The organism is Burkholderia sp. BC1 (genome assembly GCF_052683555.1).
The window spans coordinates 25,614-39,757 of sequence record NZ_JBQYLP010000032.1 but is presented as its reverse complement, the minus strand read 5'-3'; the positions used below and the strand labels follow the sequence as shown (position 1 = coordinate 39,757).

Below are 14,144 nucleotides of genomic sequence, written 5' to 3'. Positions count from 1 at the left end.
AAACGGCGGACAGCCGGCGTACTGCCGGCTGCTACGGAAAGGACAGCCGGCATGCGGGCGCGCACGCCACCGCACGCCGCTGCATGCCGACTTCTCGCTCAGATATGAAAGATCTGCGCGACCAGCGCGGCACCGAGGAACGTGCCGGCGTTCGCGACGAACGACACGAGCACGATCCGCCAGCCGAGGCGGCGAAACGCGGGAATGTCCTTGGCGATCGAGAGGCCCGCGAACGTCAGCATCGGCGTGACGACGCCGAGGAAATCGTTCTTCGCGCTCATCGCGGCGACGGCCGTCGCCCAGGGACACAGCGGCGAAGTCATGAACATCGCGACGACCGACACCCAGCAGACCGCCGGAATCTTGCGCCGCGTGACCGTCGACAGCGCATCGCCGATCACCGTCGCGAGCACCATGAACGCCATGCCGGGCAACCCGAACAGCGGCGACGTGCCGTGCGTGATCCAGTCGCATACGAGCGAGAACACGGCCGTCAGTAGCCAGGCCGCGACCTTCCCCGAGTAGCTGAGCGCCGGCGCCTCGGTCTGCACGTCGCCGAGCGACGGACGCGCAGCCTCGACGGATGCCGACGCGGACGACGCCTTCGTCGTGCGTCCGATCAGCGGTTCGAGCACGCGATAGCCGAACACCGCGAGCGGCAGCGAGATGAACAGCGTGAAATACGTGCCGATGGTCGTCGTGATCAGGTTGCTCGCGGCGGCGAACGTCAATACGTTCTTCGCGACTTCCGGCGACTGCTGCGCGGCGGCGATCGCGCCGGACGCGGCCGCCATCATGCTGCCCGAGCCGACGCCCGCACCCATCGCGAGCGCGAGCGGATGAAAGATGTTCAGGCTCGCGACAAAGCCCGCGAAGATCGCGATGAACACCGCGCCAAACACGGTGCCGGTCAGATATTCGGCGAGCACGCCGCGCCCTTCGGCCGAATTCATCCCGTACTTCTCGCCGATGATCGCGAGACTCGGCTCGCGTCCGACCGAGAACGTCGCGCCGATCGCTTCGCGCTTGATCCCGAGCAACAGCGCGAGCGGCAGGCCGAGCAGGATCGTGCCGACGAAGTGCCCGAGCTCCTGGAACGCGAGCGCCCAGCCGGCCGCGGCGAGCTTCGGCAGCGCGCTGCCGACCATCAGCCCGAGCTTCGCGACGAACAGCAGCAGCGCCGGCTGCAGCACCGCCGCCGCGAGAAACTGCGTCTTCACGTCGAGCCGCATGCTGCTGCGCCAGCGCTCGGACAGCAGCCCCAGCGCGCCGCCCATCAGCAGCGCCCAGATCATCGGCAGCAGCACGACCTTGCCGGGCCCGACATTGAACGTGAACGCGCCGATCGATTGCGCGATCAGCAATATCGCCGCCGCATAGACCAGCAGCTTCGCGCCTCTGAAACCGTCGCTTCCCGCGCCGTCCGCCGTCATCGTATGTTCCATGCTGATCTCCGCTCGAAGGCTCGTCGGCCTCGTATCAGGTTGTGTCGACTGGTCTCGTATCGTGCTGCCGCGACGCGTGCGCCGAACGACTCGGCGCCCATGCCGCGTCGCGCCGCCTTACAAATAGCCGAATGCGCTCGCGGGATGCTTCGCCGTTTCGACCCACACGCTTTTCGTCTGCGTATATTCGTACAACGCCTCGACGCCGCTCGAGCGGCCGTAACCGCTCATCCCGTAGCCGCCGAACGGCGACGCCACGTTGATCGTCTTGTAGCCGTTCACCCAGAACGTGCCGGCGTCGATCTGCGCGGCCACGCGATGCGCGCGCGCGACGTCGTTCGTCCATACGGCGCCGGCCAGCCCGAAGTCGGTATCGTTCGCGATCTCGATCGCTTCTTCCTCGGTGTCGAACGGAATCGCGACGACGACGGGCCCGAAGATCTCCGTGCGCGCGACGTCCATCCGATTGTGCGCGTTCGCGAGCACGGTCGGCGCGACGAAGTAGCCGTGCGCGCTCCGCTCGGTCGAGCCGGCCGCGAGCGTCGCGCCGGACTCGACACCGCTCGCGATCATCTTCATCACATGCTCGTACTGCGCGCGATGGCAGATCGGGCCGACCTCGGTGGCGTCGTCGGTCGGCGCGCCGACGCGGATCTTCTTCGCGCCCGTCGCCACCATCGCGACGAAGCGGTCGTAGATCGAGCGCTGTACTAGCAGACGCGAGCCGGCGACGCAGCTCTGCCCCGCGCCCGCGAAGATCGCGGCCTGCGCCGTGAGCGCTGCGCGATTCAGGTCCGCATCGTCGAAGACGATATTCGCCGACTTGCCGCCCAGCTCGAGCACGCACGGCAGGACGCGTTTCGCGGCCGCCTCGGCAATCCGCGCACCGGTCGCGGGCGAGCCGACGAACACGACTTTCTTCACGGCCTTGTGCGCGATCGCCGCCTGCGCGATCGTGTGCCCGTAGCCGGCGAGCACGTTGATCAGGCCGGTCGGAACACCCGCACGCTCGGCGAGCTGCGCGATCGCGAGCGAACTGAACGGCGTGAGCTCGGACGGCTTCAGCAGCACCGCGTTGCCCATCGCGATCGCCGGCGCGAGCTGCCAGCCGCACGTAAACACCGGCGCGTTCCACGGCGTGATCTGCAGCACGGTGCCGGCCGGCTCGCGGCGCGTGTAGTTCAGATGCGACGTCGGCACCGGAATCACGTCGCCGTAGAACTTGTCGGCCCAGCCGCCGTAGTACTCGAACATCTCGGCCACTTTCGCGACCTCGCCGCGGCAATCGCGGATCGGTTTGCCCGAACCGAGCGATTCGAGGCGCGCGAGCGCTTCCGCATGGCTGCGCACTTCGCGCGCGACGTCGAACATCGTGCGGCCGCGCGCCGCATGCGTGAGCGCCCACCACTGCCGTTGCGCGGCCTGAGCGGCCGACGCCGCCAGCGCGACGATCTCCGCGCCGCCGTCGCGATAGGCGAGGCTCTGCTCGCCGGTCGCCGCGTCGAACAGCTGGATCGTGTCGCCGCGCCCTTCGACGAGTTCGCCGTTCACGTATGAGCCGACGGTCTGCGCGCCGGGAAAGAACTGTCGAAATGCGTCGAGCAGCGTCTGTTCGATGGGGGATGCCATATCGTTTCCTCGTGGTGATGGATCGGCGCTCAGCGCGCGTCGACGAATTCGACGATGCGGTTGAAGTCTTCCGCGTCGCCGATCAATTCCGCGCTCGCGGCCCACAGGCGGCTCGCTTCGCTTGCGATCGGCGCGCTCACGTGTGCGCGCTGCAGCAGTTCGAGCGCGAGGCGCATGTCCTTGCGCATCAGTTTCATCGTGAAGCCCGAATCGAAACGCTCGTTCAGGATCCACGTCGGGTAATTGGTCAGCGTCGCGCTGTTGCGCCCGGAGCCGCCGCTCAGCGCTTCGATCAGCCGCGCCTTGTCGACGCCCGCCGCCTCCGCGGCTCTGACCGCTTCGCTCGTGACGAGCAGATGCACGCCCGTCAGCAGGTTGTTCAGCAGCTTCGTCACATGGCCCGCGCCTGCAGGGCCGACATGCACCTGCTTCGCGCTGATCGCCGACAGCACCGGCTGCACGGCCGCGATGTGCTCATCGGCGCCGCCGAGCACCATCGTCATCGTCGCGGTTGCCGCGCCCTTCGGGCCGCCGCTGACGGGCCCGTCGATGAAGCCGATGCCATGCGCATCGAGCGCGGCCGCGACCTGGCGCGTGCTGTTCGGATCGGCGGTCGTCGTGTCGATCACGATCTGCCCGCGCTTCGCATGCGATGCGACGCCGCCGTCGCCGAGCACGACCGCTTCGACGATCGCCGAGGTCGGCAGCGACAGGATCAGCACGTCGACCGCCGACGCGATCTCCGCAATCGACGCGCAGGGCCGCACACCTTCGTCGGCCAGTTGCCGCACGCTCTCTGCGTTCGCATCGAACCCCAGCACGTCGAAGCCAGCCCGCTTCAGCGACGACGCGATGCCGCGCCCCATGTTTCCCAGTCCGATCACGCCTACCGTCTTCATTGCCGCTCCCGATCGTTGCATTCGAAGGTTCGCGCGGAAGCCGTGTCGCGCTTGCGTTTCGCGCCGGTTCCGCTGCCGTTGTCGACGATCTTCGGCCCGTTTGACCCGTTCAACCAATAAGTGCCAATATTGAGATTGTTCTATTTATTCGAACGCTCGCCATGTCGACCAGCAGCCTGACCGAAAGCCGGATCGCGTACTTCTTCGAGGCGGTGCGCTGCGGCACGATCCGCGCGGCGGCCGACTGGCTCGACGTCGCGCCGTCGGCGGTGAGCCGCCAGATCGCGCTGCTCGAAGCGGAACTCGATGCCCCGCTGATCGAACGCCACGCACGCGGCGTCACGCCGACCGAAGCGGGCCGGTTCGTAATCCAGTACTACCGCGAGCAGCGCGCGCATCGCGACGATCTGCTGTCGCGGCTGCAGGATCTGCGCGGGCTGCGCACCGGGCACGTGCGCGTCGTGCTCGGCGAAGGCTTCGTGTCGGACCTGCTGTCCGGGCCGATGCAGCAGTTCTGCACGCAGTACCCGAAGATTCGCGTCAATCTCGATCTCGGCAGCACGAACGACGTAATGACGAAAATCGCCGAGGACGACGGCGAAATCGGCCTCGTCTACAACCCGCCGCGCGAGCCGCGCATCGTCTCGCGCGCGGCGCACCGGCAGCCGATGATGGCGATCGTCGGCGCCCGGATGGCGCGCGCGATCCGGCGCAAGAGCCTGACCGTGCAGGAGCTCACGGCGTATCCGCTCGCCGCCACGCATCCGTCGTACGGCACGCGGCAGATGCTGCAGGCCGTCGAATTCGCGGAAAAGATCAGCCTCGAACCGGCGATCACGACGAACTCGATCAACATCATGAAGCAGTTCGCGCGCTCGGAACTCGGCATCGTCGTCCTGCCCGCGTTCGCCGTCGCGAGCGAGCTGAAAGCCGGCGAACTGAAGGCGATTCCGATCGAACACCCGATTCTGCAGAACGCCGAAGCGCATCTCGTCACGCGCGTCGGCCGCACGCTGTCGGTCGCGTCGAACCGCATGCTGCAGATGATGTCGTCGCAGATGAGCGCGTTTCGCTAGCGCGCAGGCGTCGATGCCGCACTCGCGTGCGGTCCGCGAAAAAACGCATAATGCGTTGCGATCCGCGGCGAATGTTGTGCGACGCATCACAGCGGATGCAAGCGACATCGCCGCGCGCCCGACGCGATTCCGATCAACCGCTACCGAAAAGACGTCACGATGCGTATCCCTCCGCTGAAATCCATCATCGCGTTCGAGAGCGTCGCGCGCACCAAAAGCGTGAACCGCGCGGCGGAGGAACTCGGGCTGACCGCGTCGGCCGTCAGTCATCAGCTGAGCAATCTCGAAGCGCTGATCGGCCGGCCGCTGTTTCAGCGCTCGGGCCGCGGCCTCGTGCTGACGCCGACCGGCGAACGCTATCTGGCCGACGTGACGGGCTCGCTCGCCGACCTGAGCCGCGCGACCGAACGCGCGTCGAGCCGCACCGACGTCGACATCCTGCGCGTGCATTCGAGCCCGAGCTTCGGGCTCATGTGGCTGCTGCCGCGACTGTCGTCGTTTCAGGAGGCCAACGGCGATCTGCAGCTCAATCTCGCCTGCTCCTATGAAAACGTGTCGTTCTCGAACGGCTACTACGACATCGATATCCGGCACGGCTACGGCAACTGGGACAACCTCGAAGTGAAGACCGTGCGCGGCGAATACATCGCACCGCTCGCCTCACCCGCCTATCTGGAGCGGCATCCGGTCCGCACGCCCGAAGATCTGCTCGCGCATCGTCTGATCTATTCGGAGACGCCGCTCGTGCAGTGGAAGCAATGGTTCGGCCGAACCGGCGTGTCGGCCAAGCAGAAGACCTTCGACTTCTCGTTCGACCGCTCGTACATGTCGATCGAGACGGCCGCGCTCGGCCTCGGCATCGCGCTCGAAAGCCTCACGCTGGCGTCGGTGAAGATCCGCGACGGCCTGCTCGTGCCCGTTTTCGACGACAGCTACGCCGTCGAGGTCGGCGCGCATCATCTGGTTTACCCGAGCCAGAATGCGGCGCTGCCGCGCATCCAGCGCTTCCTCGCATGGATCGAACGGGAGGCGGCCGCCTCCACCTGAATTTTTCTCAGCAATGGTTGAGCGTTTCCGCGTTGATGGTGCCGCGTCGTCCCCCGACACTACAGGCACTCATCGACACCCAGGAGACAAACGATGTTGCTCGAGAACCGGATCATCGTCGTGACGGGCGCGGCCTCGCCGCGCGGCATCGGCAAGGCCACCGCGCAGGCGCTTGCCGCCCAGGGCGCGCGCATCGCGATCCTCGATTTGCGCGAGGAAGACGCGCGCGCGGCCGCCGCCGATCTCGGCAGCGGCCATCTCGGGCTCGCCTGCGACGTGACCGACAAGGCCGCATGCGTCGCCGCGGCCCGCGCGACGCTCGAACGCTACGGCCGCATCGACGGCCTCGTCAACAACGCCGGCATCACGCAGCCGGTGCGCACGCTCGACATCGGCGCGAAGGACTTCGACGCGATCGTCGACGTGAACCTGCGCGGCACGCTCTACATGTCGCAGGCCGTGATTCCCGCGATGAAGGAACAGCAAGGCGGCAGCATCGTCTGCATGTCGTCGGTGTCCGCGCAGCGCGGCGGCGGCATCTTCGGCGGCCCGCACTACAGCGCCGCGAAGGCCGGCGTACTCGGCCTCGCGAAGGCGATGGCGCGCGAATTCGGCCCTGACCGCATCCGCGTCAACGCGATCACGCCCGGCCTGATCCAGACCGACATCACCGGCGACAAGCTGACGCCCGACATGCGTGCCGACATCGTCAAGGGCATCCCGCTCGGGCGGCTCGGCGACGCGGCCGACGTCGCGAATGCATGCCTGTTCCTCGTCAGCGACCTGTCGACCTATCTGACCGGCATCACGCTCGACGTGAACGGCGGCATGCTGATTCACTGAGCGCGTCCGACGACCGTTCCCAAAACGCCCGGACACGACCGGGCGACATGGCAGGAGACACGACGATGAAATCCCGATACAGTGCGCCGCCGCTCGCCGGCGACGCGATTCCGCTCACCGATCCGCCGACCTTCGAGGCGCGCACGTATGCGAAAGTCAGCCGTCGGCTGATTCCCTTCCTGATGCTCTGCTATCTCGGCGCGTACCTCGATCGCGTCAACGTCGGCTTCGCGAAGCTGCAGATGCTCAACGATCTGCGCTTCAGCGAAACCGTGTACGGGATGGGCGCCGGCATCTTCTTTCTCGGCTACTTCCTGTTCGAGGTGCCGAGCAACCTGATCCTGCACCGCGTCGGCGCGCGGCGCTGGCTCGCGCGGATCATGCTCACGTGGGCCGTCATTTCCGCGAGCTTCGTGTTCGTGAAGTCGCCCGCCGCGTTCTACGTGCTGCGGTTTCTGCTCGGCGTCGCCGAAGCCGGCTTCGCGCCCGGCGTGATCCTTTACCTGACCTACTGGTATCCGTCCGCGCGTCGCGCGAAGGCGCTGTCGCTGTTCTTCATGGCGATTCCGCTCGCGGGCATCGTCGGCGGGCCGCTGTCCGGCGCGATCATGCACACGCTGCACGGTGCGATGTCGATGGCCGGCTGGAAGTGGCTTTTCCTGCTCGAAGCCTTGCCGTCGCTCGTGCTCGGCGTCGCGATCCTCCGCTATCTCGACGACGGCATCGCCCAGGCCAAGTGGCTCTCCGATCCGGAGAAGGCGCTGCTCGCGCGCAACGTCGCCGGCGACGAGGCGCACAAGACGGCGCATCTGTCGATCCGCGCGTTCGTCGGCGATCGCCGGCTCTGGCTGATGGCCGCGATCTACTTCTGCGTCGTGCTCGGCCAGTACGGGCTCACGTTCTGGCTGCCGACGATCATCCGCAAGGCGGGTGTGTCGGACCCGCTCTGGGTCGGCGTGTTCACCGCGATTCCGTATCTCTGCGCGATCGTCGCGCTGCCGCTGATCGGCATGAGCGCCGACCGCCGCCGCGAACGTCGGCTGCATCTCGCGGTGCCGATGCTCGTCGCCGCCGCGGGCTTTGCCGCACTGCCCGCACTCGGCAGCGTCACCGCGTCGATCGTCTGCCTGAGCATCGCGGCGGCCGGGATTCTCGCTTCGTCGTCGCAGTTCTGGTCGCTGCCGACCGCGCTGCTGGGCGGCGTATCGGCCGCCGCGGGCATCGCCGCCGTGAACTGCTTCGCGAATCTCGCCGGTTTCTTCTCACCGGCGATCGTCGGCTGGCTCAACGATCTGACCGGCAAGTCGACCGCCGGGCTGATCTTCATCTCGGCCGCGGTCACGCTGGGCGCCGCGCTCGTATTCGCCGTGCCGGCCCGGTCCGTGAACCGCTGACGCGCCGGCACACTTTCGACCTCACAGGAGCAACAGATGGATAGCGAAGTCATTACCGAAGACGTCGCGCTCGCCGAGCGCGCGTACCGGATCAGGAGAAACGCGCTGCGCATGGGCGAAGTGCAGGGCCAGGGCTATATCGGCCAGGCGCTCGACATCGCCGACGTGCTCGCGGTCGCATACTTCGGCGCGATGCGCTACCGCCCGCAGGACCCGGACTGGGAAGCGCGCGACCGCTTTCTGCTGTCGAACGGGCATTACGCGATCGCGCTCTACGCGGCGCTGTTCGAAGCGGGCGTGCTGCCCGCCGATGAGCTCGAGACGTACGGCAGCGACGACAGCCGCCTGCCGATGTCCGGGATGGCGAGCTACACGCCGGGGATGGAGATGTCGGGCGGCTCGCTCGGGCAGGGACTGACGATCGCCGTCGGCCGCTGTCTCGGCCTCAAGCGCAAGGGATCGGACGCCTTCGTGTACACGTTGTTCTCCGACGGCGAGCTCGACGAGGGCGCGATCTGGGAAGGACTGATGTCGGCCGCGCACTGGCAGCTCGACAACCTGATCGCGATCGTCGACGTGAACAATCAGCAGGCCGACGGCCCGTCGACGCAGATCATGGCGTTCGAGCCGCTCGTCGACAAGCTCGAAGCATTCGGCTGGTACGTGCAGCGCGTGAACGGCAACGACATCGACGCGGTCAAGCAGGCGTTCGACAACGCACGCCGCCACGATCGGCCGCAGCCGCGCATCATCGTCTGCGATACGAAGATGGGGTGCGGCGTGCCGTTCCTCGAACAACGCGAGAAGAACCATTTCATCCGCGTCGACGCGCACGAGTGGCAGCTCGCGCTCGACGCACTCGAAGCCGGGAGACCAGCATGAGTACCGCCGCCCAGAAGCCGCGCCTGAAAACCTCCGCGATGATCGCATCGATCGCGGCCGAAGGACAGCCGACGCGCGCCGCACCGTTCGGTCATGCGCTCGTCGAGCTCGCGCGCACGAAGCCCGACGTGATCGGCATGACGGCCGATCTCGGCAAGTACACGGACCTGCACGTATTCGCGAAGGCGTTTCCCGAGCGCTACTACCAGATGGGGATGGCCGAGCAGCTGTTGATGGGGGCCGCGGCCGGCTTCGCGCACGAAGGTGCGCAGCCGTTCGTGACGACCTATGCGGTGTTCGCGACGCGCCGCGCGTACGACTTTATCCATCAGACGATCGCCGAGGACAATCTCGACGTGAAGATCGTCGCCGCACTGCCGGGACTGACGACGGGCTACGGCCCGAGCCACCAGGCCGCGGAAGATCTCGCGCTGATGCGCGCGATGCCGAACATGACCGTGATCGATCCGTGCGACGCGCTCGACATCGAGCAGATGGTGCCCGCGATCGCGGCGCACGACGGCCCCGTGTATGCGCGGCTGCTGCGCGGCAACGTGCCGGTCGTGCTCGACGAATACGACTACACGTTCGAGCTCGGCAAGGCGAAACGGCTGCGCGACGGCAACGACGTACTGCTGATCTCGTCCGGCATCATGACGATGCGCGCGCTCGAAGTAGCGAACGCGCTGGAGGCCGATCGCGTCGGCGTCGCGGTGCTGCACGTGCCGACGATCAAGCCGCTCGATACCGCGACGATCGTGCGCGAAGCGAAGCGCACGGGCCGCATGGTCGTCGTCGCGGAAAACCATACGGTAATCGGCGGGCTCGGCGAAGCGGTCGCGCGCACGCTGCTTGCCGAAGGCGTCGCGCCGACGTTCCGGCAGATCGCGCTGCCCGATGCGTTCCTCGACGCGGGTGCGCTGCCGACGCTGCACGATCGTTACGGCATCTCGACCGCCACGATGGTCGCGTCGATCAAGCGCTGGCTCGGCTGATCGCGCACCGGGCCGCGGTGCGGCGACCGGCGGCCGTCCGCCTGCGCCGCAGCGCGCGCCCGACGCGCGGCTTACTCGTCCAGGGGAATGGGGTGCGGCCGGTTTGCTCCGAGGATCGTCCCCGTATTATGTCGGCAGTGCCACCGATTCCCCTGCCCGCCATGCGCATCACGCCCCTGCCGCCCCTGCAATGTCTCGTCGCGTTCGAAGCCGCGGTGCGGCACGCAAGCTTCACGCGCGCGGCCGCCGAACTGCACCTGACCCAAAGCGCGATCAGTCGTCAGATCCAGCAGCTCGAGGAGTTCCTCGGCCGCTCGCTGTTCGTCCGCGAACACCGTTCGCTGCGGCTGACGATCGCCGGCGAGCAATACGCGGCGCAGGTGCATCACCTGCTCACGCAATGCGCGGAAGCGACGCACGACGTGATGAAGCCGTACGGCGACCTCGAGCTGACGATCGCCTGCTCGTCCGGTGTGGCGCTGCTGTGGCTCACGCCGCGGCTACCCGAGTTTCGCGCCGCGTATCCGAACATCAAACTGCGGCTGATCGTGCGCGACGGGCTCGCGTCGATGTCGCCGGCGGAGTTCGATGTGGGCGTCTATTACGTGCGTCAGCAGGCGCCCGCCGAATACACCGTGCGCCGCCTGTTCGACGAGGAAGTGTTTCCCGTCTGCGCGCCGGGCTATCTGGCCGGACGCACGCTCGACGCAGCCGATCTCGCGAACGAAACGCTGCTGCGCCTCGAGGACGGGCAGCGTCAATGGATGTCGTGGTCCGAATGGTTCGAGCAGAACGACATCGACCGGCAGAAGGCGCAGCCGCAGGACATCACGATCAACTCGTATCCGCAGATCGTGCAGATGACGATACTCGGTCAGGGCGTGTCGCTCGGCTGGCGCTACATGATCGACGCGTGCATCGAAGCCGGGCTGCTCGTGCGCGTCACCGACGCATCGGCGAGCCACGGCGGCGGCTATTATGTGATCTCGCCGAACGACCGCGCGCAGAACCAGGCCGCACGCCTGTTCTCGCGCTGGCTGTTCGAACAGGCGGAGCGGCAAATCGCGGCCTGAGCCGGCGTGAGCGCGATGCATGCGTCCAGCGCATGCGTGCATGCGAATCTTTCGTTTCAGAAAAAAATCGCGCTGTCCTTAGCATGAGGTTCACGCGGGGCGCCCGTCCCGTCTTCTGACTGAGGAAGAGACCATGCAAGGAACGCTTTCCCCGCGCGCCGCGCCGTCCGTCGATGCGGCCGTGCAGCAGCGCCGCCGCGCCATCATCGCGACCGTGATCGGCAACGGTCTCGAATGGTTCGACTTCACCGTCTACAGCTTCTTCGCGGTGATCATCGCGAAGCTGTTCTTTCCGACCGGCAATGAACTGACATCCGTGCTGCTGACCGTCGCGACCTTCGGCGTCGGGTTCTTCATGCGGCCCGTCGGCGGCATCGTGCTGGGCGTCTACGCGGACAAGGTCGGGCGCAAGGCCGCGCTGTCGCTCACCATCCTGCTGATGGCGTTCGGTACCGCGCTGATCGGGCTCGCGCCAACCTACGAACAGGCCGGCATCGCCGCGCCGATGCTGATTGTCGTCGCGCGCCTGCTGCAAGGGTTTTCCGCCGGCGGCGAAATGGGCGGCGCTACCGCGTTCCTCACCGAATACGCGCCGCCGGAAAAGCGCGCGTATTACTCGAGCTGGATCCAGTCGAGTATCGGCTTCGCCGTCTTGCTCGGCGCGGCGACCGGCACGTTCGTGACCACGTCGCTCGATACGCAGGCGCTCCATAGCTGGGGCTGGCGGCTGCCGTTCCTGCTCGGGATCGTCGTCGGGCCGGTCGGGTATTTCATCCGCAGCCATCTCGACGAGACGCCCGCCTTCAGCGCGGTCGAGGCGCAGGCGAAGGAGAGTTCGCCGCTGAAGGCCGTGCTGTCGACCTATCCGCGCGAGACGTTCGCGAGTTTTGCGATGGTCATCCTCTGGACCGTCTGTACGTATGTGCTGCTGTTCTATATGCCGACCTATTCCGTCCGCACGCTGCATCTGCCGCAGTCGACGGGGTTTGCGGCCGGGATGGTCGGCGGCTCGATGATCATGTGTTGCTCGCCGCTTGTCGGCAGGCTCGCCGATCTGTGGGGGCGCCGCGTGTTTCTCTCCGGTGCGGCGCTCGCCATCCTCGCGCTCGCATGGCCGATGTTCGCGTGGATCAATCATGCGCCGGGGTTCGTCTCGTTGATCGCGTTTCAGGCCGTGTTCGGTTTGCTGATCGCCGCTTATACGGGGCCGATTCTTGCCGCGTTCGCCGAGCTGTTTCCGACCAAGGTGCTGTCGACCGGCCTTTCCGTTGCGTACAACTTCGCGGTCACGATCTTCGGCGGCTTCGCGCCGTTTCTGATGACCTGGCTGATCGCCCGCACGGGCAGCAACATGGCGCCCGCGCTCTACGTGATCGTCGCGGCCACGATCAGTTTCGTCGGGACCCGCTTCGTGAAGGACACGAAGCGAACCGCTTTCGTGAATCGATAAGGATCTTTCTCCATGACCATTACCGTGCTTCAGGGCGGCAACGTGCTCGATCTCGAACGAGGCGTGTTGCTCGAACATCATCATGTCGTGATCGAAGGCGAACGAATCGTCGAAGTGACCGATCGGGCGGTGGACTTTCCGAATGCGCAGGTGATCGATGCGCGCGGCAAAACCGTCATGCCGGGATTCATCGATTGCCACGTGCACGTGCTGGCCTCGAATGCGAATCTCGGCGCCAATGCGACGCAGCCGAATATTCTCGCAGCGATTCGATCGTTGCCGATTCTCGATGCGATGTTGTCGCGCGGGTTCACCAGTGTGCGCGACGCCGGAGGCGCGGACTGGGGATTGATGCAGGCGGTCGACACCGGACTCGTTGCGGGACCGAGGATTTTTCCGTCGGGGAAAGCGTTGTCGCAGACGGGCGGGCACGGGGATTTTCGGCCTCGCGGCGATTTGCTGGAGCCCTGTTCCTGCTGCTTTCGCACCGGGGCGATTGCACGTATCGTGGACGGCGTCGAAAGCGTGCGGCTCGCCGTGCGCGAAGAGATCCAGAAAGGCGCAACACAGATCAAGATCATGGCTTCCGGCGGCGTTGCGTCGCCGACCGATCCGATCGCCAACACGCAATATTCCGAGGACGAGATTCGCGCCATCGTCGATGAAGCCGAGGCCGCGAATACTTACGTGATGGCGCATGCGTACACGGGACGCGCGATTGCTCGTGCCGTGCGATGCGGCGTGCGGACGATCGAGCACGGGAATCTCGTCGACGAGGCGGCCGCGCAGCTCATGCATCAGCACGGCGCGTTCGTGGTGCCGACGCTCGTGACGTATGACGCGCTTGCCAAACATGGCACGGCGTTCGGGCTGCCCGCCGACTCCGTTGCCAAGGTGGCGTCCGTGCAGCAGAAGGGACGCGAGTCGCTCGAAATCTATGCGAAGGCCGGCGTGAAGATGGGGTTTGGCTCGGACCTGCTCGGCGAAATGCACGCGTTTCAGTCGGGCGAGTTTCGGATCCGGGCGGAAGTGCTCGGGAATCTTGAAGCGCTCAGGTCGGCAACGACCGTGGCAGCCGAGATCGTCAATATGGCGGGACAACTCGGCGTCGTGGCGGCCGGTGCGATGGCCGACCTCGTCGTACTCGATGGCAATCCGCTCGACGATATCGGCGTCGTGGCGGGCGAAGGCGAGCATATCGCCTGTGTGCTGCAGCGCGGGAAGCTCGTGAAGGCGCGCGACGGCAGCCGTTAATGCGTCGTTCGCGATGGCATTCGGCCATTCGAGCCACCTGAACAGCACGCACACGACATCCCTCGCCGCGCTTACGGCCGCTTCCCGCGTCGTCGCATCCCTTCAATATAATTCATGACGTGCCGCCATCTGATGCGCGGCCCACATGCATCGATCG

General features: G+C 66.4%; 12 protein-coding genes. 9 read left to right on the top strand and 3 right to left on the bottom strand.

All coding sequences use genetic code 11. The annotated features are described in order from the left end of the window. Window positions 1-98: 98 nt before the first annotated feature. From ACSHSS_RS17370 to ACSHSS_RS17360, 3 genes are all read right to left on the bottom strand, one after another. Window positions 99-1,445 carry a DUF3100 domain-containing protein gene (locus ACSHSS_RS17370; protein WP_060151061.1) on the bottom strand — a complete coding sequence of 449 codons (1,347 nt, stop codon included), beginning with the start codon at window positions 1,443-1,445 and terminating at the stop codon, window positions 99-101. A gap of 117 nt (window positions 1,446-1,562) precedes the next feature. Next, window positions 1,563-3,074: an aldehyde dehydrogenase family protein gene (locus ACSHSS_RS17365; protein ID WP_445545276.1), complete on the bottom strand. Its 1,512-nt coding sequence runs from the start codon at window positions 3,072-3,074 to the stop codon at window positions 1,563-1,565. A 29-nt stretch (window positions 3,075-3,103) separates the two neighbouring features. Then, entirely contained in the window at window positions 3,104-4,090 is a 987-nt protein-coding gene (locus ACSHSS_RS17360; RefSeq protein ID WP_445545275.1) for an NAD(P)-dependent oxidoreductase, read from the bottom strand. A 44-nt stretch (window positions 4,091-4,134) separates the two neighbouring features. On the opposite strand from ACSHSS_RS17360, the gene ACSHSS_RS17355 reads away from it, so the two are divergent. From ACSHSS_RS17355 to ACSHSS_RS17315, 9 genes are all read left to right on the top strand, one after another. Beyond that, window positions 4,135-5,049: a LysR family transcriptional regulator gene (locus tag ACSHSS_RS17355; RefSeq protein ID WP_445545274.1), complete on the top strand. Its 915-nt coding sequence runs from the start codon at window positions 4,135-4,137 to the stop codon at window positions 5,047-5,049. 159 nt (window positions 5,050-5,208) lie between these two features. Next, the gene (locus ACSHSS_RS17350) at window positions 5,209-6,096 is read left to right on the top strand and encodes a LysR substrate-binding domain-containing protein (RefSeq protein WP_012217520.1); all 888 of its coding nucleotides are present in this window, start codon (window positions 5,209-5,211) and stop codon (window positions 6,094-6,096) included. Between the two features lie 93 nt (window positions 6,097-6,189). After that, a complete protein-coding gene (locus ACSHSS_RS17345; protein ID WP_006397972.1) occupies window positions 6,190-6,939 on the top strand; it encodes an SDR family NAD(P)-dependent oxidoreductase in 750 nt (249 codons plus the stop codon). Window positions 6,940-7,004: 65 nt separating this feature from the next. Next, a complete protein-coding gene (locus ACSHSS_RS17340) occupies window positions 7,005-8,333 on the top strand; it encodes an MFS transporter (protein ID WP_035488202.1) in 1,329 nt (442 codons plus the stop codon). A 36-nt stretch (window positions 8,334-8,369) separates the two neighbouring features. Further along, entirely contained in the window at window positions 8,370-9,215 is an 846-nt protein-coding gene (locus ACSHSS_RS17335; protein ID WP_445545273.1) for a transketolase, read from the top strand. Further along, window positions 9,212-10,210 carry a transketolase family protein gene (locus ACSHSS_RS17330; RefSeq protein WP_006397969.1) on the top strand — a complete coding sequence of 333 codons (999 nt, stop codon included), beginning with the start codon at window positions 9,212-9,214 and terminating at the stop codon, window positions 10,208-10,210. The genes ACSHSS_RS17335 and ACSHSS_RS17330 overlap by 4 nt, the downstream gene beginning before the upstream one ends. Window positions 10,211-10,371: 161 nt before the next feature. Further along, window positions 10,372-11,283: a LysR substrate-binding domain-containing protein gene (locus ACSHSS_RS17325; RefSeq protein ID WP_445545272.1), complete on the top strand. Its 912-nt coding sequence runs from the start codon at window positions 10,372-10,374 to the stop codon at window positions 11,281-11,283. 133 nt (window positions 11,284-11,416) lie between these two features. After that, window positions 11,417-12,733, top strand: coding sequence for an MFS transporter (locus ACSHSS_RS17320; RefSeq protein ID WP_445545271.1), 1,317 nt, complete (start codon window positions 11,417-11,419; stop codon window positions 12,731-12,733). 12 nt (window positions 12,734-12,745) lie between these two features. Then, window positions 12,746-13,987 (top strand): amidohydrolase family protein, encoded by a 1,242-nt coding sequence (locus ACSHSS_RS17315; RefSeq protein WP_445545270.1) that lies wholly within the window; start codon window positions 12,746-12,748, stop codon window positions 13,985-13,987. Window positions 13,988-14,144 lie beyond the last annotated feature (157 nt).

Bases quoted from the DNA above. Each gene is read 5' to 3' on its own strand.
- ACSHSS_RS17370 (WP_060151061.1), bottom strand. From the start codon at position 1,445: ATGGAACATACGATGACGGCGGACGGCGCGGGAAGCGACGGTTTCAGA.
- ACSHSS_RS17365 (WP_445545276.1), bottom strand. From the start codon at position 3,074: ATGGCATCCCCCATCGAACAGACGCTGCTCGACGCATTTCGACAGTTC.
- ACSHSS_RS17355 (WP_445545274.1), top strand. From the start codon at position 4,135: ATGTCGACCAGCAGCCTGACCGAAAGCCGGATCGCGTACTTCTTCGAG.
- ACSHSS_RS17350 (WP_012217520.1), top strand. From the start codon at position 5,209: ATGCGTATCCCTCCGCTGAAATCCATCATCGCGTTCGAGAGCGTCGCG.
- ACSHSS_RS17345 (WP_006397972.1), top strand. From the start codon at position 6,190: ATGTTGCTCGAGAACCGGATCATCGTCGTGACGGGCGCGGCCTCGCCG.
- ACSHSS_RS17340 (WP_035488202.1), top strand. From the start codon at position 7,005: ATGAAATCCCGATACAGTGCGCCGCCGCTCGCCGGCGACGCGATTCCG.
- ACSHSS_RS17335 (WP_445545273.1), top strand. From the start codon at position 8,370: ATGGATAGCGAAGTCATTACCGAAGACGTCGCGCTCGCCGAGCGCGCG.
- ACSHSS_RS17330 (WP_006397969.1), top strand. From the start codon at position 9,212: ATGAGTACCGCCGCCCAGAAGCCGCGCCTGAAAACCTCCGCGATGATC.
- ACSHSS_RS17325 (WP_445545272.1), top strand. From the start codon at position 10,372: ATGCGCATCACGCCCCTGCCGCCCCTGCAATGTCTCGTCGCGTTCGAA.
- ACSHSS_RS17320 (WP_445545271.1), top strand. From the start codon at position 11,417: ATGCAAGGAACGCTTTCCCCGCGCGCCGCGCCGTCCGTCGATGCGGCC.
- ACSHSS_RS17315 (WP_445545270.1), top strand. From the start codon at position 12,746: ATGACCATTACCGTGCTTCAGGGCGGCAACGTGCTCGATCTCGAACGA.